Source organism: Pseudomonas mediterranea CFBP 5447 (assembly GCF_000774145.1).
GTDB classification, from domain to species: Bacteria; Pseudomonadota; Gammaproteobacteria; order Pseudomonadales; family Pseudomonadaceae; genus Aquipseudomonas; species Aquipseudomonas mediterranea.
The window spans coordinates 1-25869 of record NZ_KN322958.1; the positions used below are offsets into that span (position 1 = coordinate 1).

Consider the following 25869-nt stretch of genomic DNA (forward strand, 5'->3'; position numbering starts at 1 on the left):
ATCTGCTGACGCAGGTAGGGGTTTTGTTTTGCCCGCAGGAAAGTTCTTACGACAAGCGCGGACCGTTCCCGGCTGCTACAACCCCCCGACAATGCTAAGGTTCGGCCCTAGCTTTTTGCATTTTCAAGGATGCCTTTATGCCGGACGCAACGTCCCTCAGCCCAGCCTTCATGGTGATTCATGGCAATCGCCTTGATGAACTGCGCAGCCTGGTCATCAGCTTGATGCGACGTTATCCGCTGGGCCCGCTTGAGAATGAAATCGCACTGGTACAGAGCAACGGTATTGCCCAATGGCTCAAGCTGGCACTGGCAGAGGATCCGGAAGACGACGATACCGGCGGCTGCGGCATTGCGGCAGCCATTGATGTACAGCTGCCCGGCAGTTTCATGTGGCAACTCTATCGATCGGTCCTGGGGCGCGATGAGATTCCGGCCAAGTCCCTACTGGATAAAGCCCCCCTCACCTGGCGACTGATGCGCCTCTTGCCGCAGTTGATCGAGCAGCCTCATTTCGAGCCCTTGCGGCGGTTCCTCACCCACGACACTGACCTACGCAAGCGCTATCAGTTGTCCGAACGCCTTGCCGATTTGTTCGACCAGTATCAGGTGTACCGGGCTGATTGGCTCGAAGACTGGGCAGAGGGCCGGCACCAGACGAGAAATGTTCGCGGCGAAATCAAGGCGCTTGCGCCTGCTAATTGCTGGCAAGCCGAGCTGTGGCGAGCCTTGTTGATGGATGTGGGAGAAGAAGGCATGGCTCAAAGCCGTGCGGGCGTCCATCAACGGTACATCGAGCGTATCAATAGCCTGGAAGCCGCTCCGAAAGGACTTCCTGCACGGGTGATCGTGTTTGGTATTTCCTCGCTGCCGGCGCAGGCCCTCGAGGCGCTGGCCGGTCTTTCGCGGTTCAGCCAGGTCCTGCTGTGTGTCCATAACCCTTGTCGTCATCATTGGGCGGACATCGTGGCCGACAAGGACCTGCTTCGCCACCAGTACAAGCGTCAGGCACGCAAGGCTGGCATGCCCGCAATCCTCGATCCACAATCCTTGCATCAACATGCTCATCCGTTACTCGCGGCATGGGGCAAGCAGGGCCGTGACTATATCAACCTGCTCGACAGCTACGATGATCCCAATCGCTATCGCTCGGTGTTTCGCGATGGCCGGATCGACCTGTTCAGTGATGGCAACCCCACGACCCTGCTCAGCCAGTTGCAGGATGACATTCTTGAGCTGCGCCCCCTGGCTGAAACCCGGGAGCGCTGGCCTGCCGTGAATACGGAGCGAGACGGATCGATCCGTTTCCATGTCGCCCACAGCGCCCAACGCGAAGTCGAAATCCTGCATGACCAGTTATTGGCCCATTTCAGCGCGGACCCGACGCTGCGTCCTCGGGACATCATCGTCATGGTCCCGGACATCGACAGTTATGCTCCGCATATCCGTGCCGTGTTCGGTCAGCTCGACAGGACGGATCCGCGCTTCATTCCCTTCACCCTGACCGACCAGGGGCAGCGTGGACGTGATCCACTGCTGATTGCCGTCGAGCATTTGCTGAAGCTGCCCGATAGCCGCTTCCCCGTCAGCGAAATCCTCGACTTGTTGGATGTCCCGGCCCTGCGCAAGCGGTTCGGCATTAATGAGGCCGACTTGCCGACACTGCACCGTTGGATCGAGGGTGCCGGTATTCGTTGGGGCATGAACGCCGAACATCGCGCCGGGCTCGGTCTGCCCGCCGAGCTTGAGCAGAACAGCTGGCGGTTTGGTCTGCGACGCATGCTGTTGGGGTATGCGGTCGGCAGTTCGGACGCCTATGAAGGCATTGAACCCTATGACGAAATCGGTGGCCTTGACGCGGCGTTGATCGGGCCCCTGGCCGCATTACTGGACGCGCTGGAGGTCGCCCACCAGTCGCTCACCGAGCCCGCATCTCCACAGGTGTGGGGCTCCCGTTTGCGTGACTTGATGCAGTTGTTTTTCCAGGCGGACAGTGAGCATGACGACTATCTGCTGGCCCAGCTCGAGGACCTGCGCGAAACGTGGTTGGAAACCTGCGAGTCGGTTGGGCTGCAGGATGAATTACCGTTGACGGTGGTACGCGAGGCTTGGCTGGCAGGACTGGATCAAGGTCGGCTGTCCCAGCGATTTCTCGCCGGAGCGGTCAACTTCTGCACGCTGATGCCGATGCGGGCAATCCCCTTCAGTCTGGTGTGCCTGCTGGGGATGAACGACGGTGATTATCCGAGAGCCCAGCCACCATTGGATTTCGATCTCATGGGGAGCGACTATCGTCCCGGCGATCGCTCCCGGCGTGAGGACGATCGTTACCTCCTATTGGAGGCGCTGCTGTCGGCCCGGGAAAAACTCTATATCAGTTGGGTTGGGCGCAGTATCCGCGATAACAGCGAGCGACCCGCATCGGTGTTGATCGGTCAGTTGCGGGATCACCTGGCCAGTGGCTGGCGACTGACGGACGACAGCCAGGAGCTTCTCGAGGCGCTGACCCAGGAGCATCCCCTGCAACCGTTCAGTGCCCGTTATTTCCTCCAGGGCAGTGAATTGTTCAGCTATGCCAGCGAGTGGCGGATGCTCCAAGACAACCTGGCCCCTGCGGGCAATGCCCAGGTGTTGGAACCCTATGTTCAGGAAGAGCCCTTGAGCCTCGGACAATTGCAGGACTTCCTGCGCAACCCCGTCCGTCACTTTTTCAGCCAGCGACTCAAGGTGTTCTTCGAGGCCATCGAAGCCCCGTTGGCCGATGACGAACCCTTCGTGCTCGATGCCCTCCAACGCTACAGCCTGAGCGACAGCTTGCTGGAAGCCGCCCTGGTACGCCTGGACCAGCCGGATCTGGCCCTGGAGGCCCATGCCAGGCGCCTGCAGAATAGCGGCCTGTTACCCATGGCGGGTTTCGGGGAGTACATGCAACGCGAACTGATCGAGCCTCTACCGGATCTGCTCCAGCGATATCAGCAGCTTCTGGCGTTATGGCCCACGCCGTTGACCAGCGCGGTGCCTGTCAATCTCCAATTGCATGATGTCAGTGTCGAAGGATGGCTCAGTGGCCTGCACCAGCGTTCCGACGGCGCGGTCCTTGCGATCACCACCATACCCAACAGCATCGGCTCCGTCAGGACCCGCAAGTGGCACCGCCTGATACGTCCCTGGGTCAATCATCTCGTGGCGTGCGCCAGCGGGCTGTCGATGACCACCGCATTGGTGGCCAGTGATGACAGTTTGCTGCTGGCACCTTTTGAAGAACCGGTGGCGAGAAGACTGCTCAGCGACCTGTTGCAGGCCTGGCAGTCGGGCATGCGCCAGCCACTGCCGATCGCGGTGAAAACAGCCTTCGCCTGGCTTGGCCAGACGGACCCGGATAAAGCCGAGGCGGCGGCCCGAAGAGCCTACGAAGGCGACGGGCTGACCTCTGAAGGCGAGCGACGGGAGAGTCCGGCCCTGGCGCGGCAGTTTGTCGATTTCGATGCCCTCGTGGCGGACGAGACATTTCCTGACTGGTGCGATGCGCTTTATCGGCCGTTGTTCGACGCGCCGTGGCTTTCCGCGATCGGCGAGGAGGCTCAATCATGAGTCGGCAGACACCTCTGGCCCTGGCTTTTCCCCTGCGGGGGAGCCAATTGATCGAGGCCAGTGCGGGCACTGGCAAGACCTTTACCATTTCAGCGTTATACCTGCGGCTGGTGTTGGGGCATGGCGGCCCGGCAACCGGGTTCGGGCGCGAACTGCTGCCTCCACAAATCCTGGTCGTGACTTTTACCGACGCCGCCACCAAGGAGCTGCGCGAACGTATCCGCACGCGCCTGGCCGAAGCGGCGCGCTTCTTTCGTGATGAGATTCCGGCCCCCGACTCCCTGATTGCCCAATTGCGCGACGAATTCGACGAAGCGCGATGGCCCGGTTGCGCCAATCGGCTGGACATTGCTGCGCAATGGATGGATGAGGCGGCGGTTTCGACCATCCATAGCTGGTGTCAGCGGATGTTGCGGGAACATGCCTTCGACAGTGGCAGCCTGTTTACCCAAACCCTGGAAACCGATCACAGCGAACTACTCGGCGAAGTGCTGCGCGATTATTGGCGGCTGTTCTGCTACTCGATGCAAGGTGAAGCGTTGAACTGGGTGCGCACCCATTGGGGAGGGCCCGCTGCCCTGTTGCCGCGGGTGCGGGGGCTGTTCTCCAGCGAGCGTGAGAGCGCTGACGGGCTTGAGCCTGCCGAGCTCATCCTGGCATCGCTTCAGGAGCGCAGTGCCGCGTTGCTCGACCTCAAGGCACCATGGCGGCAATGGGCGGTGGAGCTGCTGGAGATCTGCCAGCAAGGCGTTGCCAACAAGAGCGTCGACGGGCGCAAGATGCAGGCGCGCTACTTCGAGCCGTGGTTTCAGAAAATCTCCGCCTGGGTGGATGACGAGAGCCTCGAACTCCTGGATATCGGTACCGGGTTTACGCGGCTGACCCCCGAGGGCATGGCCGAGGCCTGGAAAGGCGAAGTACCCAGCCATCCCGGGCTGGAGGCCATGGCCAGTCTCAAGACCAGTCTGGAGGCCTTGCCCACTCCGGATGCAGCGGTGTTGCAGCATGCGGCCCAATGGGTAGGCGCGCGGTTTGAGGCAGAGAAACGTCGACGCGCGGAGATGGGCTTCGACGACATGCTGCTGAGGCTGGACGCGGCGTTGCTGGCCGACGGAGGAGAGCGCCTGGCGAGCCTGATACGCGAGCAGTTTCCGGTCGCGTTGATCGACGAGTTCCAGGACACCGACCCGGTTCAATACCGGATCTTCGAAAGCATCTATCGCATCGAAGACAACAACCCGGAGACGGGACTGTTCCTGATCGGTGACCCGAAACAGGCCATCTATGCCTTTCGTGGTGCCGATATCCATACCTATCTGCGTGCCCGTGAGGCGACCGCCGGCAGGTTGCATACCTTGGGAACCAACTTCCGTTCCAGCCACGCCATGGTGGGCGCGGTTAACCATATTTTCCAGAACGCCGAATCCCGCCCGAGCGGGCGAGGGGCTTTCCTGTTTCGCGAGGCGCCCAACAGGAACCCTGTGCCGTTTCTGCCCGTTGATGCCCAAGGCCGCAAGGAGGCCCTGCAAGTCGCGGGTCAGCCTCTCGCAGCGTTGAATATCTGGCTCCTGCCGTCGGACAAGCCGCTCTCAGGTGCGGTCTATCGACAGCAAATGGCGGCGGCCTGCGCCAGTGAAATCACCGCGCTGCTCAACGGCGGCCAGTCGGGGCGCGACGGCTTCATCGAGGAAGGAAAAGCCCTGCGTGGGCTGTTGCCGGCAGACATTGCGATCCTGGTGCGGGACGGTAAAGAAGCGCAGGCCGTGCGGGACGAGTTATCCGTGCGGGGCGTACGCAGTGTCTATCTGTCCGATAAGGATTCGGTCTTTGCCTCGCAGGAAGCACGGGACTTGCTGATCTGGCTCAAGGCCTGTGCCGAGCCGGATGTTGAGCGCCCATTGCGGGCCGCACTGGCAAGCATCACCTTGAATCTGCCGCTCACGGAACTGGAGCGGCTCAACCAGGACGAGTTGGCCTGGGAAGCGCGGGTCATGCAGTTCCGTGGCTACCGTACGGTCTGGCGCACCCAGGGGGTGCTGCCCATGTTGCGGCGCCTGCTGCATGATTTCGAGCTGCCCCAGGCCTTGATCATGCGCGATGACGGTGAGCGGGTGCTGACGAATCTGCTGCATCTCAGCGAGCTCCTGCAGCAGGCCGCCGGTGAACTGGACGGTGAACAGGCCCTGATCCGGCACCTGTCGGAGCACCTGGCCTTGTCCGGTCAGGCTGGAGAAGAACAGATCCTGCGCCTGGAAAGCGATGAGCAGTTGGTCAAGGTGGTGACGATCCACAAGTCCAAGGGGCTGGAGTATCCGTTGGTGTTCCTGCCGTTCATCTGTTCGACCAAGCCGGTGGATGGCAGCCGGTTGCCCCTGCACTACCACGATGAAGCCGGCAAGGCGCAGATCAGCCTCAAGCCTTCCGCCGAATTGGTCGCCAAGGCTGATGACGAACGTCTGGCCGAGGACCTGCGCCTGCTCTACGTGGCGCTTACCCGCGCTCAACATGCCTGTTGGCTGGGGGTTGCCGATCTCAAGCGGGGTAATAACAGCAGCTCGATCCTGCATCTGTCGGCGCTGGGCTATCTGCTGGGCGGCGGTGTGCCGCTGCCCGAGTCGGCGCAGTTGCGGCGCTGGCTGGAAGACCTGCAGCAAGGCAGTGCTGCGGTGAGTTACCAGGAGATGCCTCAGGCCACCGACGAACGCTATCGGCCTCCGCGCAACGAAGCCGTGCTGCTCGACCCCTTGAGACCGGTGCGCAAGGCCAGCGAAAACTGGTGGATCGCCTCCTATAGCGCCTTGCGCATCGGCGAGACCCTGAGTGAGGGCAGCGACACGGCGCCGGAAGATCCCCAGGCCCAGAAACTGTTCGACGATGAGCGGCTTGATCCTGATGCGCCCAGGGAAGTGGTCGCCATCGGAGGTGACATCCACCGTTTCCCTCGGGGGCCCAACCCCGGTACGTTCCTCCACGGCCTCCTGGAGTGGATCGCTGGAGAAGGGTTTGCCGTCGCTCCAACGGCCATCGAGGACGCCATTGCGCGGCGTTGCAACCGTCGAGGCTGGACAGGCTGGATCACGACGCTCAACGATTGGCTGCAGCACTTGATAGCAATGCCTATGCGCATCGGCAACGATCAGCCGCCGGTGGTGCTTGAACACCTGACCCGGTTCCAGGTGGAGATGGAGTTCTGGTTCGCCAGCCACAAGGTCGATGTGCTCAAGCTCGATGAGCTGGTTTGCCGACTCACCCATGGCGGTGTGGCCCGCGTCGCCGCCGAGCCGGTGCTGCTCAACGGTATGTTCAAGGGCTTCATCGATCTCACCTTCGAGCATGAAGGGCGATATTACGTGGCGGACTACAAATCCAATTGGCTGGGGAGCGATGACACGGCTTACACCCCGCAGGCCATGGAGCAATCGATCCTCGAAAATCGCTACGATCTGCAATATGTACTGTACCTGCTGGCGCTGCATCGTCAGCTCAAGGCGCGACTACCTGACTATGACTACGACCGACATGTCGGCGGTGCGCTGTACCTGTTCCTCCGTGGCACCCGTGCGGCCAGTCAAGGGGTCTATTTCACCAAGCCTGCGCGAGCACTGATCGAACAACTGGATCGACTTTTCCAAGGGGCGCCCGAGCCCAAGGCCGAGCCGGCCTGGGTACAGGGGGAATTGCTATGAGTCGGACCTTTGTCGATCTGCTGCCCACATCGTCGGATGACGAAAGCCTGGCCGAACTGGCGCCTTTGGACCGTGCGGACGATCTGCTGCTGTTGTTGACGCGCTGGGTCGAGCGCGGTTGGTTGCGCGCCCTGGACAAGGCCTTCGTCGCGTTCCTTCATGAGCTGGCGCCCGCCGACGATCCACTGGTGCTGCTCGCGGCGGCGCTGGCCAGTCATCAGCTGGGCCATGGGCATGTCTGTCTGGATCTGTTCGAAACGCTCAAGGAGCCGGATTTTGCCTTGTCGCTTCCCCCCGAGGGAGATTCGCAAACCGGTGTGATGCTGTTGCCATCGCAGATACTGCAGAACCTGGAGGGCGCCCATTGGTGCAAGACCCTGGCCTCCAGCCCCCTGGTAGCCCTGGCTGTAGATGAGCGTGAGGAAGCACGGCAACGCCCGTTGGTCCTCTCCGGTAAACGCCTTTATCTGCGGCGCTATTGGACCTATGAGCGGCGGATCGATGAGGCGTTGCGTCAACGGCTGGCCGAACAGGAGGTCGCCCCTGTCGACCTGGGAGAGCGCCTGAATGGACTGTTCGGGCCGGCCGCGGCCGCAGGTCCCATCGACTGGCAGAAACTGGCCTGTGCCCTGGCGACCCGGGGTGCCTTCAGCATCGTGACCGGCGGCCCGGGCACCGGCAAGACCACCACTGTCGTGCGCTTGCTGGCACTGCTCCAGGCCCCCGCCGTCGAAGCCGGAAAGCCGCTGCGGATCCGCCTGGCAGCGCCGACCGGCAAGGCGGCGGCGCGCCTGACCGAATCCATCAGCCAGCAGGTCCGGACCCTGGATGTCCCCGATGCCGTGCGCGAGCGGATTCCTTGCGACGTGACCACTGTCCATCGGTTGCTGGGCAGCCGGCCGGGGACCCGACATTTTCGGCACCATGGGGGGAATCGGTTGCCGCTGGACGTGTTGGTGATCGACGAGGCGTCCATGATCGACCTGGAGATGATGGCCAACCTGCTGGATGCGCTGCCGCCTCATGCGCGGTTGGTGCTGCTCGGGGATAAGGATCAGTTGGCTTCGGTGGAAGCCGGTGCGGTCCTGGCGGATTTGTGTCGGGATGCCGAGGAGGGCTGGTACAACGCCCGAACCCGCGCCTGGCTTGAGTCGGTCAGCGGCGAAGACCTGTCTGCCGCTGATTTGCAGCAAGACATCGATGGCACTCATCCATTGGCCCAGCAGGTGGTCATGCTCCGGCACTCCCGTCGCTTTGGCGAGGGCAGTGGTATCGGCCAACTGGCTCGATGGGTCAACCAACAGCAGCCCGAAAAGGCGCGCCAGTTGCTGGTGGGCAAGCGCCATGCCGATCTGTTTTCCCTGGCATTGAAGGGCGAGCATGATGGGGCGCTGGAGCGCTTGCTGCTTGAAGGCCAGGCAGAAGGCCCCCAGGGCTATCGGCATTACCTGAGCCTGCTGCGACAACGACGGCCGGCGGTGTCCCGTCCATTGGAAGATGCCTGCTGGATCGAGTGGGCCCGGGACGTCCTCTCTGCATTCGATGCTTTCCAATTGCTCTGTGCTGTGCGTAAAGGCCCGTGGGGCGTCGAAGGGTTGAACCAGAGAGTGACCGCGGCGCTGCTCAAGGCCCGTCTTATCGACAGCGATCACCAGTGGTACGAGGGGCGTCCGGTCTTGATGACTCGCAACGACTATGGTCTGGGTTTGATGAACGGCGATATCGGGATTGCCCTCAAATTGCCCGAGCGCGATGGGCCGGAGGCGGGCAGGCAGGTCCTGCGGGTGGCCTTCCCTCGCAACGACGGACAGGGCGGTGTGCGCTTCGTCCTGCCCAGCCGCTTGAATGATGTGGAAACCGTGTATGCCATGACCGTGCATAAATCCCAGGGCTCGGAGTTCAGTCATACGGCGCTGATTCTCCCGGATGCGCTGAATCCGGTATTGACCAAGGAGCTGGTGTACACGGCCATTACCCGGGCCAAGCAGTGGTTCAGCCTGATCGAGCCACGGCCGGGAATATTCGAGGAAGCGGTTCGGCGCAAGGTCAAGCGCCTGAGCGGGTTGATGCTGGATCTGGAGCCGCGCAGCTGAGTGAGCAGACGCTCAGGGCAAGGGATTTTAATGACGTCGTATTTTTGTCGGAAACCGCCGTAAGACGTTGTCTCGCTGGCTTTTTGGCACTGTGCTATCGTTCCGACGTTTATTGGATCGATCAAGAGAGTTGCCATGGGTGGGGCTGTTCAGCAAGCACTGCGCGCCAAGGACTGGAGGCATTATCTGCTTGCCGGTTTTTTGTGTTTGCTGTCGCCTGTCCTGATGGCTGAAAATCAGGAGCCCGTAAGTCACGCGCAGATGCGGGCCGAGGCGGTGACCCAAGTCGTATTGGGCATTCTCAGTTATGCCCGTTGGCCCATAGAACCTACCGAGCTGCAGCTTTGCATTGTCGGTCCGACTCAATACACCGACGATCTGGTCAAAGGCACCACCCAAGCCACTGGCCGAACGGTGAATGTGCGACGCTTGCTGGCGGATTACCCTGGCATCGCCGATGAATGCAACGCGGTCTATGTCGGCAGATTGACTGCCGATGAACACACCCAACTGTTTGCCTCCTTGATCGGCAAACCGGTATTGAGCATCAGCGAAGGCGGTGACCAATGCACCGTGGGCAGTCTGTTCTGTCTGCGGGTGGGCGATGAGCAGGTGGCGTTCGAGGTCAACCTCGATTCGGTCGCGCGCAGCGGCGTACGCATCCATCCGAGTGTCCTGCAGCTTTCACGTCGCAGGTCAGCAGCGCCATGAGCCTGCCAGCCCCGCGTATCCGTCCCACCCTGGGCTCGGTCATCGGCCGTGGCCATCTGATCGTTGCACTGGTGGCAGTGACCATGGCCAGTGTCTCCCTGACTTTGTTGGGAGTGCTTGCGTTACGGGTCTATGCCGATCACAACCTGCACTTGATCGCACGGTCTATCAACTACACGGTGGAGGCGGCCGTGGTGTTCGATGACTCGGTGGCTGCCACCGAAGCGCTGGCATTGATTGCCACCACCGAAGAGGTCGCCGACGCCCGGGTATTCAATGAGCATGGTCGTCTGTTGGCGCATTGGCAGCGACCGGAAACCGGTCTGTTGTCGGAACTGGAGATGCATATCGCCAAGGCCTTCCTGGAAAAACCCATCAGCGTGCCGATCCTTCATCAAGGGCAAGCCGTTGGCAGTGTCCATCTGGCGGGGCATGGCGGCAGTCTGTTGCGCTTTTTGCTCAGCGGCCTGGCGGGGATCATCGTGTGCACGGCGGTGAGTGCCTGGGTGGCGCTTTATCTGGCCAGGCGCCAGTTGCAGGCGATCACCGGTCCCTTGCGCAGCCTGGCGGACGTGGCCCACGCGGCACGCAGCGAGCGCGCCCTGGACCGACGGGTACCGCCGGCTGCCATCGCCGAACTGGATAACCTCGGCAACGACTTCAACGCGCTGCTCGCCGAACTCGAATCCTGGCAGACCCATCTGCAGAGCGAGAACGAAACCCTGGCCCATCAAGCCAGCCACGACAGCCTGACCGGACTGCCGAACCGGGCGTTTTTCGAGGGCCGGCTGATTCGAGCCTTGCGCAATGCCAGCAAGCTCGACGAGCAAGTGGCTGTGTTGTACCTGGACAGTGATCGGTTCAAGGGCATCAATGACAATTTCGGCCATGCTGCCGGTGATGCCGTACTGACAGCCGTGGCGACCCGGGTCCGTGCCCAGCTTCGTGAGGATGACCTGGTGGCGCGTCTTGGGGGGGACGAGTTCGCGGTGCTGCTTGCGCCGTTGCACAAGATCGAGGACGCCGAACGGATCGCTGAGAAGATCATCGCCAGTATGGAAATACCGATTCAATTGCCCGGTAATGCTTCGGTGCTGACTTCCCTCAGTGTCGGCATTGCGGTCTATCCCGATCATGGCGCCACTCCGGGCGCTTTGCTGCATGCCGCCGACGCTGCGATGTACCAGGCCAAGCGCCTTGCCCGAGGCGGCCAACATTCGACGGGGACGGAGTACCCCGTTGCTTAACTTCAACACCAGGAGCTGACGCGTGCGTTCATACCCTCAATCTGTCCTGCATCTATTCATTTCATTTCTGTTCATGGCCGTCCTGGCCCTGAGCGGCTGCCAGACGGCCCCGCCAAAAGGCCTGACGCCTGCGCAGATTGCCGTGCTCAAGGAGCAAGGATTCAAACTGACCGACGAGGGTTGGGCGTTCGGCCTGTCGGGCAAGGTGCTGTTTGGCAGCGACGTGGAAAGCCTGAATGAAGCCAGCACCGAGATCGTCGAGCGAATCGGCAAGGCGCTGCTGGGCGCTGGAATCGAACGGGTACGCGTCGATGGTCATACCGACGCATCGGGTTCCCAGGCTTATAACGATCAACTGTCGATACGTCGGGCCAATAGCGTGAGCAAGGTGCTGGTCGGCGTTGGCATGCGCGAAGAGAACGTTCAATCCCGCGGCCTGGGCAGTAGCAAACCGGTGGCCTCCAACGACACGGTCGAAGGCCGGACGGAGAACCGTCGCGTGGCCATCGTGGTCATTGCCGACTAATCGGCAAACACCATCTCCCGACTCTCACCCATCAGCAGCGCCTGATTCTGTTCGGTCACCTCCCTGATGTAATCCCACAACAACGTAATCCGTTTCAGCTTCCTCAAATCCTCCCGGCAGTACATCCAGAACTGCCGGGTGATGGTGATGTCCTCCGGCAGTACCGGCAGCAACCGTGGATCCTGGGCGGCGAGGAAGCACGGCAGAATCGCCAGGGAGCGCCCTTGCTGCGCCGCCACGAACTGCGCGATCACGCTGGTGCTGCGCAGGTGGGCGCTGGCGTCGGGCAGCACGTTTGCCAGGTAGAGCAGCTCCGAACTGAACGCCAGGTCGTCCACATAGCTGATGAACGAATGCTTGCTCAGATCTGACGGACGCTGGATGGGCGGGTGGTTGTCCAGGTAGGGCTGGGTGGCGTAGAGCTGCAGCCGGTAGTCACACAATTTGCAGCACACGTAGGGACCATGTTCGGGGCGCTCCAGGGCGATGACAATGTCGGCCTCGCGCTTGGAGAGGCTGATGAAGTGCGGCAGCGGCAGGATGTCCACCGAGATGGCGGGATAGGCGTCGACGAAGTGGCTCAATTGCGGCGTGATGAAGTAGCTGCCGAAGCCTTCCGTGCAGCCCATGCGCACGTGGCCGGACAGCGCGACGCCCGATCCGGATACCTGTTCACAGGCCATGTGCAGGGTGCTTTCGATCGATTCGGCATAACTCAGCAGGCGTTGGCCTTCGGCGGTCAGCACGAAGCCGTTGGTCCGGGATTTCTCGAACAGCAGCGTGCCCAACGAAGCTTCCAGCGAGCCGATGCGGCGCGACACCGTGGTGTAGTCGACGCCGAGGCGCTTGGCCGCGGTGCTGGCCTTGCGGGTGCGGGCCACTTCCAGGAAAAACTTGAGGTCGTCCCAGTTCAGCGAACCGAGGGAGGTGATGTTTTTTTGCATGATGGACCGGTTTTTATGTGCGTTCTTATTAGAAGTTTGCACATCTATACTCCAAAAATCGTCTCATCACCAAGGGTGTCTTTGCGCCTTGGTTTCTGCTGAATCAACGCTCTCTATAAGAACAATCCCGGAGGCCAGCATGAACGTTTCCCTCACGCCCAGTGACACCACCCTGCAGACCGTCAAGCTGTTGATAGACGGTGAGTGGGTTGAATCCCGTTCCAGCGAATGGCACGACATCGTCAACCCGGCCACCCAGCAAGTGCTGGCGAAGGTCCCGTTTGCCACCGCCTCGGAAGTCGATGCCGCCATCGCTGCTGCCCAACGTGCCTTCCAGACCTGGAAGCTGACGCCGATCGGTGCCCGGATGCGCATCATGCTCAAGCTCCAGGCGCTGATCCGCGAACATTCCAAGCGCATCGCCGCCGTGCTCAGCGCCGAGCAGGGCAAGACCCTCGCGGACGCCGAGGGCGATATTTTCCGTGGCCTGGAAGTGGTCGAGCACGCCTGCTCCATCGGCACCCTGCAGATGGGCGAGTTTGCCGAGAACGTTGCCGGTGGCGTCGACACCTATACGCTGCGCCAGCCGATCGGTGTCTGTGCGGGCATTACCCCGTTCAACTTCCCGGCGATGATTCCACTGTGGATGTTCCCCATGGCCATCGCCTGCGGCAACACCTTTGTCCTCAAGCCATCGGAGCAGGATCCGCTGTCAACCATGTTGCTGGTCGAGCTGGCGGTCGAAGCCGGTGTGCCGGCTGGGGTGCTCAACGTGGTGCATGGCGGCAAGGATGTGGTGGATGCGCTCTGCACCCACAAGGACATCAAAGCCGTTTCCTTTGTTGGCTCGACGGCGGTCGGCACCCATGTGTATGACCTGGCGGGGCGTCATGGCAAGCGCGTGCAGTCGATGATGGGCGCCAAGAACCACGCGGTGGTGCTGCCGGATGCCAACCGCGAACAAACCCTCAACGCTCTGGTGGGTGCCGGCTTCGGCGCGGCGGGCCAGCGTTGCATGGCGACCTCCGTGGTGGTGATGGTGGGCGCGGCCAGGCAATGGCTGCCGGAACTGAAAGCGCTGGCGCAGAAGCTCAAGGTCAATGCCGGGAGCGAGCCGGGCACCGACATCGGTCCGGTGATTTCCAAGCGGGCCAAGGCGCGGATCCTCGAATTGATCGAGAGTGGCGTGCAGCAGGGCGCGAAGCTGGAGCTCGATGGCCGGGGCGTCAGCGTGCCGGGCTTCGAACAGGGCAACTTCGTCGGGCCGACGCTGTTTTCCGGCGTGACCACCGACATGCGGATCTACACCGAAGAGATTTTCGGGCCGGTGCTGGTGGTGCTGGAAGTCGACACCCTCGACGAGGCGATTGCCCTGGTCAACGCCAACCCATTCGGCAATGGCACCGGCCTGTTCACCCAGAGTGGTGCGGCGGCGCGCAAGTTCCAGAGTGAAATCGACGTCGGCCAGGTGGGGATCAATATCCCGATTCCGGTGCCGGTGCCGTTCTTCAGCTTTACCGGTTCCCGAGGTTCGAAACTCGGTGACTTGGGGCCGTACGGCAAACAGGTGGTGCAGTTCTACACTCAGACCAAGACCGTTACCGCGCGCTGGTTCGATGATGACAGCGTCAATGACGGTGTGAACACCACCATCAATCTGCGCTAAGGAGTCGGACAATGAACATCGCATTCATCGGCCTGGGCAACATGGGCGCGCCCATGGCGCGCAACCTGCTCAAGGCCGGCCATTCGCTGAACCTGTTCGACCTGAACCAGACCGTGCTGGCCGAACTCGCGGCATTGGGCGGCACTGTCAGCGCCTCGCCCCGCGATGCTGCCCAAGGCGCGGCGCTGGTGATCACCATGCTGCCGGCCGCCGCCCATGTGCGCAGTGTGTGGCTGGGTGAGGACGGCGTGCTGGCCGGCATCGCCGCCGGCACGCCAGCGGTCGATTGCAGCACGATCGACCCGCAGACCGCCCGCGACGTTGCGGCCGCTGCCGCCAAACAAGGCGTGGCCATGGCCGATGCGCCGGTCTCGGGTGGCACCGGTGGTGCGGCGGCCGGCACGTTGACCTTCATGGTCGGTGCCACCGCCGAGTTGTTCGCCAGCTTGCAGCCGGTGTTGGCGCAGATGGGCCGTAACATCGTCCATTGCGGCGAAGTCGGCACCGGCCAGATCGCCAAGATTTGTAACAACCTGCTACTGGGAATTTCGATGGTGGGGGTCAGCGAGGCCATGGCCCTGGGCGACGCCCTGGGGATCGACACCCAGGTGCTGGCCGGCATCATCAACAGTTCCACGGGACGTTGCTGGAGTTCGGATACCTACAATCCATGGCCGGGCGTGATCGAAACGGCACCCGCCTCCCGTGGCTACACTGGTGGTTTCGGTGCCGACCTGATGCTCAAGGATCTGGGCCTGGCCACCGAAGCCGCAAGGCAGGTTCACCAACCTGTGGTGCTGGGCGCAGTGGCGCAGCAGTTGTATCAGGCGATGAGCCAGAGAGGCGAGGGCGGCAAGGATTTCTCAGCCATCGTTAACAGCTATCGTAAGCCTCAATAAGCGCGTGAGGCGCTGCATCGTGGCGGGGATGAATAACCCTCGCCACGATGCTGTTGCTTTAGTGAAGCTGTAATAAACCCGGTTTAATGTATAACGCGTCCCGCTTATTCCTGTGTTTCATATCCATGGAACTCCAGTGAATTAAGTCGGGTTTATTGTGTTTATGGAGTGTTGACAGAAATAAATCATTGCACAATACTCGGCGCTCAGGACGAGCGATACATATCAAGGAGCGATACCCATGCCTTCGCAGGATACATGCGTACTTACCTCTGCCGGCCTTAAAAAGTTGGCGTTGAATCAAGAGTGTCGAGACGCTTTCAGCAAAGACTCGCTGTTCTTCAGGTTATTCGAACGGGCCGCCCAGCGATATATAGTCTCGCCGAGTCTGGAAGGGCTCCCCGCCAAGCTGCAACTGCTCTGCAACAAGGGTTACCGGCTCGGTGTCGAATATGTTGGCGAAGAAAATCATGACCCGCGCGTCGTACAGTCTTTTGTCGATGAATATCTGACGTCCATCCAGACTTTCGCTAAAGCCAAATTAACTCCCCAGTTAGGTTTCGATTTAAGTGCGGTAGGCATGCTGATATCCCAGGAAACTGCTTATCGCAACGCTACCGCAATCTTGTCCGCCGCAGCGCAACATAATATTCCCGTGATGATCAGTATGGAGCACTCTTCGGCGGTCGATAAGATCCTGGAAGTGTATTCCCAACTGGCTCCCGATCATTCCAATGTCGGTCTTACCGTGCAGGTGCATTTGCATAGAACGGTGAATGATTTACCTGGCCTTATTGGTCATGGCCGTAAGATCAGGCTGGTCAAGGGCGTTTATAACGAAGCGCCCGAAGTCGCTCTTCCCCGGGGCACTGAACTGGATGAGCGCTATTTGAAACTGCTGGCCGAGATCCTCGACGCCGGGGTTCCGGTCAGTTGCGCAACGCAAGATCCAAACCTGATCAAGCGCCTCTTCGAAGAGGGTTTCCACTCCCGCATCGAAGAACTGGAAATGCTTCACGGCGTACAACCCGAGACGTTGCGCAAAGCCAAGGATGCAGGGTTGGCCTGTCGTATCGCGGCGGTCTACGGCGATAGCTGGTACCTGCATTTCCTGCATCGGCTGGCGGAGTCGCCTGTCAATGTCCTCGAGGCCCTGGCCGACTTCTACGACCCCTCTCGCATTGTCTTTGGCGCAGGTTATTAACGGAGCATTTCATGTTTATCGATCTCAGAAGCGATACGGTAACCAAGCCGACGGAAGGCATGCGCAAGGCGATCTATCAGGCTGAAGTGGGCGATGATTGCTTCGGTGAAGACCCGACGGTGCGAGCGCTGGAAGAATACTGTGCCCAATACTTCCAGAAGGAAGCGGCGCTGTTCACCTCTGGCGGCACGTTGAGCAACCAGTTGGCTATCAAGGCCATGACCAATCCGGGCGACGAGATCTTCCTGGACGCCTCCTACCACATCAACTTCTATGAATCCGCCTCGACGTCGGCGTTTTCCGGGGTCAATTTTTCGCTTTCAACCCATGACAACGGGTTGTTCACAGTCAGTGACCTGGAAAAACTCCACGCTTCCAAATGCCGTTGGAGCCAGAACTACGCCCTGCCGCGGGTGGTGGTGATCGAGAACACGCTCGGCTGCAAAGGCGGCGCCATCTTTCCTTTGCAGCAGATGAACGATGTCTTTGCCTATGCCCAGGATATCGGCGCCTATCGTTACCTGGATGGTGCACGCATTCTCCATGCGTCCATCGCATCGGGCATTGACGTGACGTCGTATACCGACAACGCCGATCTGTTGTCCATGTGCCTGTCCAAGGGGCTGGGCGCGCCGATCGGTTCGATCATGGTGGGTTCCGAAGAACTGATACAGCGAGCCAAGAAATACCGCAAATGGTTCGGCGGCGATTTGCATCAGGCCGGCATGATGGCGGCCGCCGGGCTTTATGCGATGCACAATCATGTCGAGCGCTTGGCCGAAGATCACGAGCACGCGGCGCTGTTGCATCAACTGCTCAACGACATCGACGAAGCGCCCGCTCGCTACAAGGGCACCAACATGGTGACCCTGGATATCGCTTCGCTGGGGATTACCCCGCTGCAGTTCGCGGGCTACCTGCGCAGGCAGGGCGTGGGAGGGCTGCCCTATAACGCCAGGGAAATGCGCTTCATGCCGCATATCAACATTACCCGCGACGATATCCACAAAGCCGCCGGGATTATCAAGGACGCTGTCCGTGCGCTCAGCCAGGCCGGGGAGACGATCAAGTGATCTACAAGAAAAATGTCGTCCTGATCGTCGATGCCTATTCGATCGGCAGCCTGATCGCGCCGGCCTTCATCTCCCGTGGATTCGACTGCGTGCACCTGCGTTCGACCGCCAACGTCAACGAGTTCTACAAACCCTGGTTTCGCCCCGCCGATTTTATCGAAGACATTCTTTACAGCTCGGATGCCGAGTTGCGCCAGGCCTTGTCCGACTATTCGGTCCAGTTCGTGCTGGCCGGTTGCGAGTTCGGGGTGGAGCTGGCCGCTCACCTGGCCGAATTGTTTGATGTGACGCGACGCAATGACCCACGCCACGCCATTCGCTGGCGCGACAAGTTTGAAATGCATGAGGCGCTGCAGCAGGCCGGCGTGCGGTCGATCAGGCATTTCAAGTCGGGGTCGTTGGCGGCCATTCAGGAGTGGATAAAAGAACACACGATCCTGCCCGTGGTGTTGAAGCCGATCAAAAGCGCCGGCTCCGACAATATCCATATCTGCACCTGTGAGAGCGAGGTCGAGCGGGCATTCGAGGCGATCAAGTCGAGCCGGAATCTTTTTCTCGAGAGCAACGAAGAAGTCCTGGTCCAGCAGTACCTGGATAACTCGGATTTCAAGTCGGAACTGTCGGCGAGCAAGTCCAGCGATGTGGATATCGAATATTGCGTCAACACCGTGAGTGTCGACGGCCAGCACTATGTCAGCGAAATCATCCGCGTCTATCGCACGCGGATTGGCGATTCGCCAGTGCACGACTACAACCAGTTGATGTGTCCGGTAGACAATGCCGATGTCTACGCACGCCTGTCGCGTTACATTTTTTCCGTGCTCGACGCGCTCGGTATCCGCCAAGGGGTCGGTCACAGCGAGCTGATGATTGTCGACGATGAGCCTGTACTGCTTGAAACCGCCGCACGTATGCCGGGCGGTATCGATCTGTCGGCTTATACCCGCGCCCTGGGGCACAACCAGTTGAGTCTGTGGATCGACTCGCTGGTCAACCCCCAGGCCTTTCTCGACTACCGTCAGCGGCCGAGAACCCGGCTCTACTTCCATTCGAGCTGCGTGTTTCTGATCGCTCGGCAGGCCGGCCAGATCCAGAGGGCGCCCGAGCTGGCGCGGTGGAAGGCGATCCCCGGGGTGCACAGCATCAAGATCCAGGATGAGGGCATGCTCAAGGAAACCATATCCCTGGAAAACTGCCCGGGCCACGTTTTCATCCTCGGTCAGGATCGCGCGGCCATTCAGAAAAGCATCGAGTTGCTGCGTGAGGATGAGCCCGATGTCTACAGGGCCATGCTGGCATGAACGACGTTTCGGGAGGGCTGGTGGTGCAGGACGGGGCCAAGGTCTATACGAGGCCTGTGATTCTGCTGCTGTCGGCGACATTTATCCTGACCGTTGCCCGAGCACTGGCGTTGCCTTATCTGGTGGTCTATTGCTCCCAGGTGTTCGGCCTGGGCGTGACGGACATCGGTCTGGTGGTAGGCGGTGCGTTGATCGTCAGTTCCCTGCTGGGGGTCTACGGCGGTTTCCTGGTGGACAGGTTTTCCAATTATCGCATCCTGCTCGGTGCGGCCACCTTGTTTGCCCTGGCGTTTGCCGTGGCCTATCAGGTTGCCAGCCTGGTGCCCTTCATCATCGCCATTGTGATGGTGAACCTGTCCTATGCCGTGATCGATATCGCCGTGAAGTCAGGCATCGGTTTCCTGGTGATTGCCGATAAAAGGGGAAGCGTATTTTCCATGAAGTACACGCTGACCAATGTCGGTTACGCCATCGGTCCGTTCCTGGGCGTGTTGTTCGCCAAGGTCAGCCCCGGCTTGCCCTTTGCAGTTTCGGCGATGATCGGCGTGGTGTTCGTGGGGCTGTACAGCGTGTTGGGCGAACGCCTTCCCCAGGGCGCAAGCGCGGAGCGTCCGAACAATGATTTCGCTCGTGTGCTGGTTCATCTGGGACGTAATTACCGGCTGGTCTGCTTTACGATCGGCGGCGTTCTCAGTGCGATCGTATTCGGACAGTTCACCGCCTATCTCTCGCAATACCTGATCGTGACCAGCGACCCGGAAAACACCTACCGGATCATCAATTACCTGGTCACCACCAACGCTTGCGTGGTGATCGGCCTGCAATACCTGATCGGCTCCAGGATCCATCAGAACAATCTGTTGCGCATGTTGCTGCTGGGCATGTTGTTCTTCATCACCGGGCTCCTGGGTTTCGCTTATGCCCAGGGCTGGATGGCCTGGGTGGTGGCCATGATCATTTTCACCGTGGGGGAAATCATCATCATCCCGGCGGAATATCTGTTCATTGACTACATCGCACCGGAAGACATGCGGGGCGTGTACTACGGCGCGCAGAACCTGTCCAACCTGGGGGCGGCGCTGGGGCCCGTACTGTGTGGGGCGGTGTTGTCGTGGTATGCGCCCCAGACCATGTTCTACGTCCTGTCGCTGTGTGTGGTCGCGGCCAGCTTGTTCTACTTCCTGGGCTCCAGGCGCGGGGGGGATTCATGATTCATTTCAACACGGCCGGTTCAGGGCTTATGTCCAGCGAGACGCTGGATCGGATGCAGCGTTACTTGCAGGAAGAGTTCGAGCTGGGCGCCTATGAAACCGAGCTGAACCATTCACCGGTACTGGACACCGAAGTCTATGAAAACATCGCCCTGTTGCTCGGCACCGAGGCGCGCTACATCGCGTTGTTCGATGGGGCGACAAAGGCCTGGGTGACCGCATTGGAGTCGCTGACCTGGACCGAGGGCGAACGGGTCCTGGTCACGCCTTACGAATATGCGGGCAACCTGATCGCATTGTCTACGTTGCAGCGCCTGCACGGGGTGGTGGTCGAGGTGATGCCGCTATCGGCCGATGGCAACCTGGACCTGCAATGGTTGGCCCGGAACATGAGCGCTGAGGTCAAGCTGGTTTCGATCGTCCATGTGCCCTCCTGCTGCGGCATCGTGAATGACGTGGTCGCAGTGGGTAACATTCTGCGCGATTACCCTTGCCTGTATTTTGTCGACGCCTGTCAGTCGGCGGGCATGCTCGCACTGGATGTGCGGGCCATTGGCTGCGACGTATTGACGGCGGCCGGCAGGAAGTTTCTCTGTGGTCCGAGAGGTACGGGATTCGCCTGTCTTTCCGAGCGCTTCCTGGCCTCTGCGCAGCCGCGTTTTACCGATCTGGGCCGGGCCGGTGTCGATGTATCCGGGGTGGTCCATCGGCGTCTCGACGATGCCCGTGGTTTCGAGTTTGCCGAACGCAACAACGCGGCAGTGGTGGGCTTGAACCAGGCGATCAAGGAACGCCTGTCGAGTGCCTGCGGTGAAGAGTCCGAGCTCTACCGAAGTCTTTTCCAGCGTCTGGCCCGGATGCCCGACGTCCACTTGATTGCGCCGGGTACGCATCATCAAGGAATCATCGCTTTTACTCATGCCCGCTGTGCGGCGACGGAAGTCGTCGGCTACCTGCGCGCCCGAGGAGTCAACTGTTGGCCGGGGTATGCCTCTCATACTCCTTACTTCATGTTGAAGCAGGGGCATGAGCGCTTCGTGCGAATCTCCATCAATGCTCGGAACAGTGTTCGCGAGGCTGATGAATTCATCGCTTTGCTGGAGCAGATATAACCGGCACGGGGCACGAAGCTTTAAGCAGGAATCGTGGTTTCCGCAGTGATTACGTTGAATCAAGAAAGGGAATTCTGATGAACGATATGACCAGGTTTAATCCTTCGCCTGAACTCAAGCAGCGCTTGCGCCCCCTGTACCACAAGGATAACTGGCACTGGCTGGTTGCCCTTGGCGCGGACTTGATGGTCATTGCCTCGGCTATCTTCCTGAGCCATCGCTATCACTTTCTGTATCCGCTGGCGCTATTGTTCATCGGCTCTCGACAGCGCGCTCTCGCATCGCTTTTGCACGAAGCGGCGCACATGACCCTGGCCCAGAGCAAAGTGCTCAACAAGTGGGTCGGCGAGTATTTACTGGCTTATCCGATCTTCCAGAATTACGAAGCGTACCGTCGCTCCCATGTCCAGATGCATCACCACCATCTGGGCGATCAGGACAAGGATCCCGATCATCGCTTCTACATCGAATCCGGCTTGTATGAAGCCCAGGATCGCCTGGATTTCCTGTCCCGGCATCTGTTCAGGAGCGTGACGCTGGTCAACACCTACAAGTACTTCCTCTACCTGGTGAAGAATCGTGCCGGTGACATCCTCGCCAACCCGCTACAGGGCGTGAAGCTTCTGGCGGTGCATGGGCTCATCCTGCTGCTGTTGAGCTATTTCGCCGGTCCATGGGGCTATGTCCTGTTCTGGCTGATTCCTTACTTCACGGCCTTCCAGGTGATCGGCTGGTTCTCCGAGATTTCCGAGCACTTCGGCATGTTCGGTGTGTACAAGGAGGAGGTGAAGCTGACGCGCAATCGCTTTCCGACCCTGCCCGAAAGATTGTTCATCGGCATGCATGGCGATAACTATCATCTGACCCACCATCTGTTTGCCGGTGTTCCGTTCTGGAACCTGAAGCAGGCACACCGGATCCTGATGGACGATGAGAGCTATGCCGCCGCGAACCGCGGCTGTGGAGGGATTTTCACGGCGAGGGGAGAGGCCCGGTCCAGCATCCATCAGATACTGGAGGCGTACCGAAGCGGCAAGATCAGCGCCATCAACGTTACGGTGTAGCGGCGGGTTGCGGCACTGCGCTGTGTTCGCATCGGGCGAGCACAGCGCATCGGCCGCAGGCGTATCGAACCGCGTCAGGCAAAGACGAAGTATTTGCGCACGGTTTCAACCACTTCCCAGGTGCCTTTCATCCCTGGCTCGATGACAAAGATGTCGCCGGCCCGCAGGTGGATGGGTTCCATGCCTTCCGGGGTGATGATGCAGTAGCCTTCCTGGAAGTGGCAGTATTCCCACTTCACATATTCCACGTACCATTTGCCCGGCGTGCAGATCCAGGTGCCCATGATCTTGTTGCCATCTTCGCTGGTGTAGGCGTTGAGGTTGACGGTGTGCGGGTCGCCTTCGAGCTTTTCCCATTTGCAGGCATCGAGTACGGGCAGCGGATGGGTATCGCGCAGGACGGTGATAGGTGCGGTCATGTGGACTCCGGGCATTGGACGTAAGCTGAAGAGGCACCCTATAGGCGTCTGCGTTCTTTCAGTTGTCTGTGCTCGACATCGAGCTACCCAGAAACGCAAATCAATGCTCGGACAGATGCACCGCGAGCGCCTTGGCGTAGGCCGGCAACGCCTCGAAATTGCGCGCCGCCAACAGCAGGGCCCGTTGTGCCCAGGTCTCGTGCAGCGGCACGCACCGATACGAGGGTTCGGCAGGGCGACGTTCGATGGCGGCCCGTGGCACGATGGCGATACCTGCGCCATGGGCCACCATGCGAATCACCCCATCGAAACCGTCGGCACGAATACGGATCCGCATGCGTAGCCCGATGTGCAGGGCCTGCTCTTCGAGGTACACCGCCAGGGCGTTGGCGGGGGGCAGGCCGACATAATCATGGCTGAGGGTCTCGCTGAAACTCACGACTCGGCCGTCGGCCAACGGGTGTTCGGACGGTAGGATCAATACCAAGGGATCGTTGCGAAAGGGCCGGGTCTGAAGATCATCGGTGTCGACTGCGTCGGATACGACACCCAGGTCTGCCGCACCCTGGCGCAAGGCATGGGTGATGCGCGAGCTGGGCAGTTCCTGCAGGTCGATGTCGAGATTGGGGTGGTCCTTGAGGAAAGTGGCCAGCAACTCGGGCAGGTACTCGCTCATGGCGCTGGTGTTGCACAGCAGCCGTACCCGGCCTTTGACGCCCCTGGCGTACTCGGCCAGATCCTGTTGCAAGTGCTCCGCATGTTGCAGCAACACCCGGGCATGCTGCGCCAGGGCCTTGCCGGCCGGTGTAGGCGTTACGCCACGGCGCCCGCGTTCGAGCAGTTCGGTGCCCAGGGACGCCTCCATGGCACGGACCCGCGCACTCGCCGCCGCCAGGGACAGATGGCTGCGGGCTGCACCGGCGGTGATGTTGCCGGTGTCGAGGATGTTCAGGTAGAGGCGCAGGTCGGTGAGGTCGAAGTGCATGGGGGAATCCTGTGCCGGGTTTTGTCGTGTCTGATGGATCGCCATCGCGAGCAGGCTCGCTCCCACAGGGTTTCGGGAGTACACAAATCTCGTGTTCACGCTGTTCACTGTGGGAGCGAGCCTGCTCGCGATGGCGTCACTAGCCCACAAAGTCTCCAGCCTCTTGCCGAACAAGAGGCTGCCTAAGTATATGGCAGATTTCAAAACAACCCGCCTGGGCCCAGGATAGCCCCATGAACACATTCATCGCTTTCTATCAGACCCTGGGCCCAGCGCTATCCCTGCTGGTCATCGCCACTTTCCTGCTGGCCGGTACGATCAAGGGTGTGATCGGCCTTGGCCTGCCGACCATTTCCATGGGTTTGCTCGGGCTGGCTATGGCTCCGGTGCAGGCTGCCGCATTGCTCATCATCCCGGCCACCTTGACCAATCTCTGGCAACTGGCCTTCGGCGGTCACCTGCACACCTTGATCCGGCGCTTGTGGCCGCTTCTGCTGGCGATTTTCATCGGCACTGGCCTTGGCACCTTGTGGATCGGCATGGCCGGCGGGCCTTGGATGGTACGGGCCTTGGGCGGCGCACTATTGGTGTATGCCCTGAGCGGGCTGGCGCTGCCGACGCTGCGGGTCGATGGGCGCGTTGAGTCGTGGCTCGCCCCGCTCTGCGGTCTGCTGACCGGCGTCATCACATCTGCCACGGGGGTGTTTGTCATTCCGGCGGTGCCTTACCTGCAAGCACTGGGCTTGAGCAAGGACGAACTGGTCCAGGCCTTGGGTCTGTCCTTCACGGTGTCGACGTTGGCCCTGGCGGCCGGCCTGTTGTGGCGCGGCGCCTTGGGCGGAGGGGAACTGGGCGCATCGCTGCTGGCCTTGGTACCGGCACTGCTGGGGATGTGGCTGGGGCAATGGCTGCGCCGGCGGATCAGCGCCGGACTGTTTCGGCGGGTGTTCTTTATCGGCCTTGGCGGACTCGGTGCCCACTTGCTGATCAGCGGCTAGACGACGGGCTCAGCATCTCGACGCGGCGGATCTCGAAGTCGCGCTCCAGGTAGTCCATGCGCTGTTCGAAGAACTGCTTCATGTGCGGCAGATTCGAATGCACGTCCAGGTGGGCCTGGGATTGCCAGATTTCATAAAAGATAAACAGCGTCGGGTCCTGCTGGTCCCGCAGCATGTGATATTCGATGCAGCCCGGTTCGGCGCGACTCGGCTCGACGTAGGCACGAAACAGTGTTTCGAAGGCTTCGGCTTTTTCCGGGCGGGTCTTGGCGTGGAGGATGAAACCGTGCAGTTCGCTCATCGCGAGTCTCCTGAAATGAAAGTGGATTGAATTCTAAGGCAACAATCGGCTGTTGATTCGTGCGTATGGATCAAATCAGTTTTGCCGCTGCAGCGCTTACTCCGCGCGAGGCTCATCGGTAGTCTGCCCCCCATCATTTTCAACCTTTCCATTCGGCGGCCCTTCGACGGTGCTCGTCGTGGAACCCGATGAGGCTCCCCATGAAAAAAGTCCTGCTGCTCAATGGTGGTAAACAGTTCGCTCATTCCGACGGCCGCTATAACGCGACCCTCCACGACACGGCCCTCAGCGTGCTGGATCGTGGTGGCCTGGACGTGAAAAGCACGTTCATTGACGGTGGCTACGACATCAAGGAAGAGGTCGCCAAGTTTCTCTGGGCCGATGTCGTCATCTATCAAATGCCGGGCTGGTGGATGGGCGCGCCGTGGACCGTGAAGAAGTACATCGACGAAGTGTTCACCGAAGGTCATGGCAGTCTCTACGCCAGCGACGGCCGTACCCGCTCCGACGCCTCGCAGAAGTACGGCAGCGGTGGCCTGATACAGGGCAAGCAATACATGTTGTCGCTGACCTGGAACGCCCCGCAGCAGGCCTTCGACGATCCGACCGACTTCTTCGAAGGCAAGGGTGTGGATGCGGTGTACTTCCCCTTCCACAAGGCCAACCAGTTCCTCGGCATGGCCGCCTTGCCGACCTTCCTGTGCGTGGACGTGATGAAGCGCCCGAACGTCGAGGGCGATGTGGCGCGGTATGAACAGCATTTGATCGAGGTGTTCGGCCTTTCGCGGTAATCCGGCTACTATCGGGACTTAGTTGACCGCGACGATGCACGTGGCGAG

The 25869-nt window shown here is 60.5% G+C and carries 20 protein-coding genes; 16 read left to right on the forward strand and 4 right to left on the reverse strand.

Features of this window, described 5'->3' with window-relative positions; all coding sequences use genetic code 11:
• The first annotated feature begins 137 nt into the window (after window positions 1–137).
• The 6 genes from recC to yfiB all read left to right on the forward strand — a co-directional run bounded on the left by recC (window position 138) and on the right by yfiB (window position 11853).
• A complete protein-coding gene (gene recC / locus N005_RS00400) occupies window positions 138–3590 on the forward strand; it encodes an exodeoxyribonuclease V subunit gamma (RefSeq protein ID WP_047698375.1) in 3453 nt (1150 codons plus the stop codon).
• The gene (recB, locus tag N005_RS00405; protein WP_047698377.1) at window positions 3587–7276 is read left to right on the forward strand and encodes an exodeoxyribonuclease V subunit beta; all 3690 of its coding nucleotides are present in this window, start codon (window positions 3587–3589) and stop codon (window positions 7274–7276) included. Before recC ends, recB begins: the two co-directional genes overlap by 4 nt.
• Complete coding sequence (recD, locus tag N005_RS00410; protein WP_047698379.1) at window positions 7273–9369, forward strand: exodeoxyribonuclease V subunit alpha; 2097 nt, start codon at window positions 7273–7275, stop codon at window positions 9367–9369. Before recB ends, recD begins: the two co-directional genes overlap by 4 nt.
• 135 nt (window positions 9370–9504) lie before the next feature.
• Entirely contained in the window at window positions 9505–10080 is a 576-nt protein-coding gene (gene yfiR / locus N005_RS00415) for a regulatory sequestration protein YfiR (protein ID WP_052126334.1), read from the forward strand.
• Window positions 10077–11327 carry a diguanylate cyclase DgcN/YfiN gene (dgcN, locus tag N005_RS00420; protein ID WP_047698381.1) on the forward strand — a complete coding sequence of 417 codons (1251 nt, stop codon included), beginning with the start codon at window positions 10077–10079 and terminating at the stop codon, window positions 11325–11327. Before yfiR ends, dgcN begins: the two co-directional genes overlap by 4 nt.
• Window positions 11328–11349: 22 nt before the next feature.
• A complete protein-coding gene (yfiB, locus tag N005_RS00425) occupies window positions 11350–11853 on the forward strand; it encodes an outer membrane lipoprotein YfiB (RefSeq protein WP_047698382.1) in 504 nt (167 codons plus the stop codon).
• On the opposite strand, the gene N005_RS00430 is transcribed toward yfiB, so the two are convergent.
• The gene (locus tag N005_RS00430) at window positions 11850–12797 is read right to left on the reverse strand and encodes a LysR family transcriptional regulator (protein ID WP_047698384.1); all 948 of its coding nucleotides are present in this window, start codon (window positions 12795–12797) and stop codon (window positions 11850–11852) included. The genes yfiB and N005_RS00430 overlap by 4 nt on opposite strands.
• Before the next feature lie 139 nt (window positions 12798–12936).
• On the opposite strand from N005_RS00430, the gene N005_RS00435 reads away from it, so the two are divergent.
• From N005_RS00435 to gntB, 8 genes are all read left to right on the forward strand, one after another.
• Window positions 12937–14463, forward strand: a complete 1527-nt coding sequence (locus tag N005_RS00435) for a CoA-acylating methylmalonate-semialdehyde dehydrogenase (protein ID WP_047698386.1) — start codon at window positions 12937–12939, stop codon at window positions 14461–14463.
• An 11-nt stretch (window positions 14464–14474) separates the two neighbouring features.
• Window positions 14475–15362 (forward strand): 3-hydroxyisobutyrate dehydrogenase, encoded by an 888-nt coding sequence (gene mmsB, locus N005_RS00440; protein WP_047698388.1) that lies wholly within the window; start codon window positions 14475–14477, stop codon window positions 15360–15362.
• Between the two features lie 241 nt (window positions 15363–15603).
• Window positions 15604–16566: a proline dehydrogenase family protein gene (locus N005_RS00445; RefSeq protein WP_052126335.1), complete on the forward strand. Its 963-nt coding sequence runs from the start codon at window positions 15604–15606 to the stop codon at window positions 16564–16566.
• A gap of 11 nt (window positions 16567–16577) precedes the next feature.
• On the forward strand, window positions 16578–17639 hold the full coding sequence (locus N005_RS00450; protein WP_047698390.1) for a threonine aldolase family protein: 1062 nt from the start codon (window positions 16578–16580) through the stop codon (window positions 17637–17639).
• Window positions 17636–18940: a hypothetical protein gene (locus N005_RS00455; protein WP_047698391.1), complete on the forward strand. Its 1305-nt coding sequence runs from the start codon at window positions 17636–17638 to the stop codon at window positions 18938–18940. Before N005_RS00450 ends, N005_RS00455 begins: the two co-directional genes overlap by 4 nt.
• Window positions 18937–20151, forward strand: a complete 1215-nt coding sequence (locus N005_RS00460; protein ID WP_052126336.1) for an MFS transporter — start codon at window positions 18937–18939, stop codon at window positions 20149–20151. The genes N005_RS00455 and N005_RS00460 overlap by 4 nt, the downstream gene beginning before the upstream one ends.
• Entirely contained in the window at window positions 20148–21263 is a 1116-nt protein-coding gene (locus N005_RS00465) for an aminotransferase class V-fold PLP-dependent enzyme (RefSeq protein ID WP_047698393.1), read from the forward strand. The genes N005_RS00460 and N005_RS00465 overlap by 4 nt, the downstream gene beginning before the upstream one ends.
• Before the next feature lie 77 nt (window positions 21264–21340).
• Window positions 21341–22327 carry a guanitoxin biosynthesis L-arginine gamma (S) hydroxylase gene (gene gntB, locus N005_RS00470; RefSeq protein WP_047698395.1) on the forward strand — a complete coding sequence of 329 codons (987 nt, stop codon included), beginning with the start codon at window positions 21341–21343 and terminating at the stop codon, window positions 22325–22327.
• A 74-nt stretch (window positions 22328–22401) separates the two neighbouring features.
• On the opposite strand, the gene N005_RS00475 is transcribed toward gntB, so the two are convergent.
• Window positions 22402–22746, reverse strand: coding sequence for a cupin domain-containing protein (locus N005_RS00475; protein WP_047698397.1), 345 nt, complete (start codon window positions 22744–22746; stop codon window positions 22402–22404).
• Window positions 22747–22846: 100 nt separating this feature from the next.
• Window positions 22847–23731, reverse strand: coding sequence for a LysR family transcriptional regulator (locus N005_RS00480; protein WP_047698399.1), 885 nt, complete (start codon window positions 23729–23731; stop codon window positions 22847–22849).
• 233 nt (window positions 23732–23964) lie between these two features.
• Between N005_RS00480 and N005_RS00485 the strand changes: the two genes are divergently transcribed.
• Window positions 23965–24729 (forward strand): sulfite exporter TauE/SafE family protein, encoded by a 765-nt coding sequence (locus N005_RS00485; RefSeq protein WP_047698401.1) that lies wholly within the window; start codon window positions 23965–23967, stop codon window positions 24727–24729.
• Here the strand turns inward: N005_RS00485 and N005_RS00490 are convergent.
• Complete coding sequence (locus N005_RS00490) at window positions 24719–25030, reverse strand: putative quinol monooxygenase (RefSeq protein ID WP_047698403.1); 312 nt, start codon at window positions 25028–25030, stop codon at window positions 24719–24721. The two genes, N005_RS00485 and N005_RS00490, sit on opposite strands and share 11 nt — an antisense overlap.
• Window positions 25031–25230: 200 nt before the next feature.
• Between N005_RS00490 and mdaB the strand changes: the two genes are divergently transcribed.
• Entirely contained in the window at window positions 25231–25821 is a 591-nt protein-coding gene (mdaB, locus tag N005_RS00495) for an NADPH:quinone oxidoreductase MdaB (RefSeq protein ID WP_047698405.1), read from the forward strand.
• The last annotated feature ends 48 nt before the right edge of the window (window positions 25822–25869 follow it).

What these genes read in the sequence shown, in the direction of transcription:
- recC (WP_047698375.1), top strand. Translation starts at nt 138, where the DNA reads ATGCCGGACGCAACGTCCCTCAGCCCAGCCTTCATGGTGATTCATGGC.
- recB (WP_047698377.1), top strand. Translation starts at nt 3,587, where the DNA reads ATGAGTCGGCAGACACCTCTGGCCCTGGCTTTTCCCCTGCGGGGGAGC.
- recD (WP_047698379.1), top strand. Translation starts at nt 7,273, where the DNA reads ATGAGTCGGACCTTTGTCGATCTGCTGCCCACATCGTCGGATGACGAA.
- yfiR (WP_052126334.1), top strand. Translation starts at nt 9,505, where the DNA reads ATGGGTGGGGCTGTTCAGCAAGCACTGCGCGCCAAGGACTGGAGGCAT.
- dgcN (WP_047698381.1), top strand. Translation starts at nt 10,077, where the DNA reads ATGAGCCTGCCAGCCCCGCGTATCCGTCCCACCCTGGGCTCGGTCATC.
- N005_RS00430 (WP_047698384.1), bottom strand. Translation starts at nt 12,797, where the DNA reads ATGCAAAAAAACATCACCTCCCTCGGTTCGCTGAACTGGGACGACCTC.
- N005_RS00435 (WP_047698386.1), top strand. Translation starts at nt 12,937, where the DNA reads ATGAACGTTTCCCTCACGCCCAGTGACACCACCCTGCAGACCGTCAAG.
- mmsB (WP_047698388.1), top strand. Translation starts at nt 14,475, where the DNA reads ATGAACATCGCATTCATCGGCCTGGGCAACATGGGCGCGCCCATGGCG.
- N005_RS00445 (WP_052126335.1), top strand. Translation starts at nt 15,604, where the DNA reads ATGCCTTCGCAGGATACATGCGTACTTACCTCTGCCGGCCTTAAAAAG.
- N005_RS00450 (WP_047698390.1), top strand. Translation starts at nt 16,578, where the DNA reads ATGTTTATCGATCTCAGAAGCGATACGGTAACCAAGCCGACGGAAGGC.
- N005_RS00460 (WP_052126336.1), top strand. Translation starts at nt 18,937, where the DNA reads ATGAACGACGTTTCGGGAGGGCTGGTGGTGCAGGACGGGGCCAAGGTC.
- N005_RS00465 (WP_047698393.1), top strand. Translation starts at nt 20,148, where the DNA reads ATGATTCATTTCAACACGGCCGGTTCAGGGCTTATGTCCAGCGAGACG.
- gntB (WP_047698395.1), top strand. Translation starts at nt 21,341, where the DNA reads ATGAACGATATGACCAGGTTTAATCCTTCGCCTGAACTCAAGCAGCGC.
- N005_RS00475 (WP_047698397.1), bottom strand. Translation starts at nt 22,746, where the DNA reads ATGACCGCACCTATCACCGTCCTGCGCGATACCCATCCGCTGCCCGTA.
- N005_RS00480 (WP_047698399.1), bottom strand. Translation starts at nt 23,731, where the DNA reads ATGCACTTCGACCTCACCGACCTGCGCCTCTACCTGAACATCCTCGAC.
- N005_RS00485 (WP_047698401.1), top strand. Translation starts at nt 23,965, where the DNA reads ATGAACACATTCATCGCTTTCTATCAGACCCTGGGCCCAGCGCTATCC.
- N005_RS00490 (WP_047698403.1), bottom strand. Translation starts at nt 25,030, where the DNA reads ATGAGCGAACTGCACGGTTTCATCCTCCACGCCAAGACCCGCCCGGAA.
- mdaB (WP_047698405.1), top strand. Translation starts at nt 25,231, where the DNA reads ATGAAAAAAGTCCTGCTGCTCAATGGTGGTAAACAGTTCGCTCATTCC.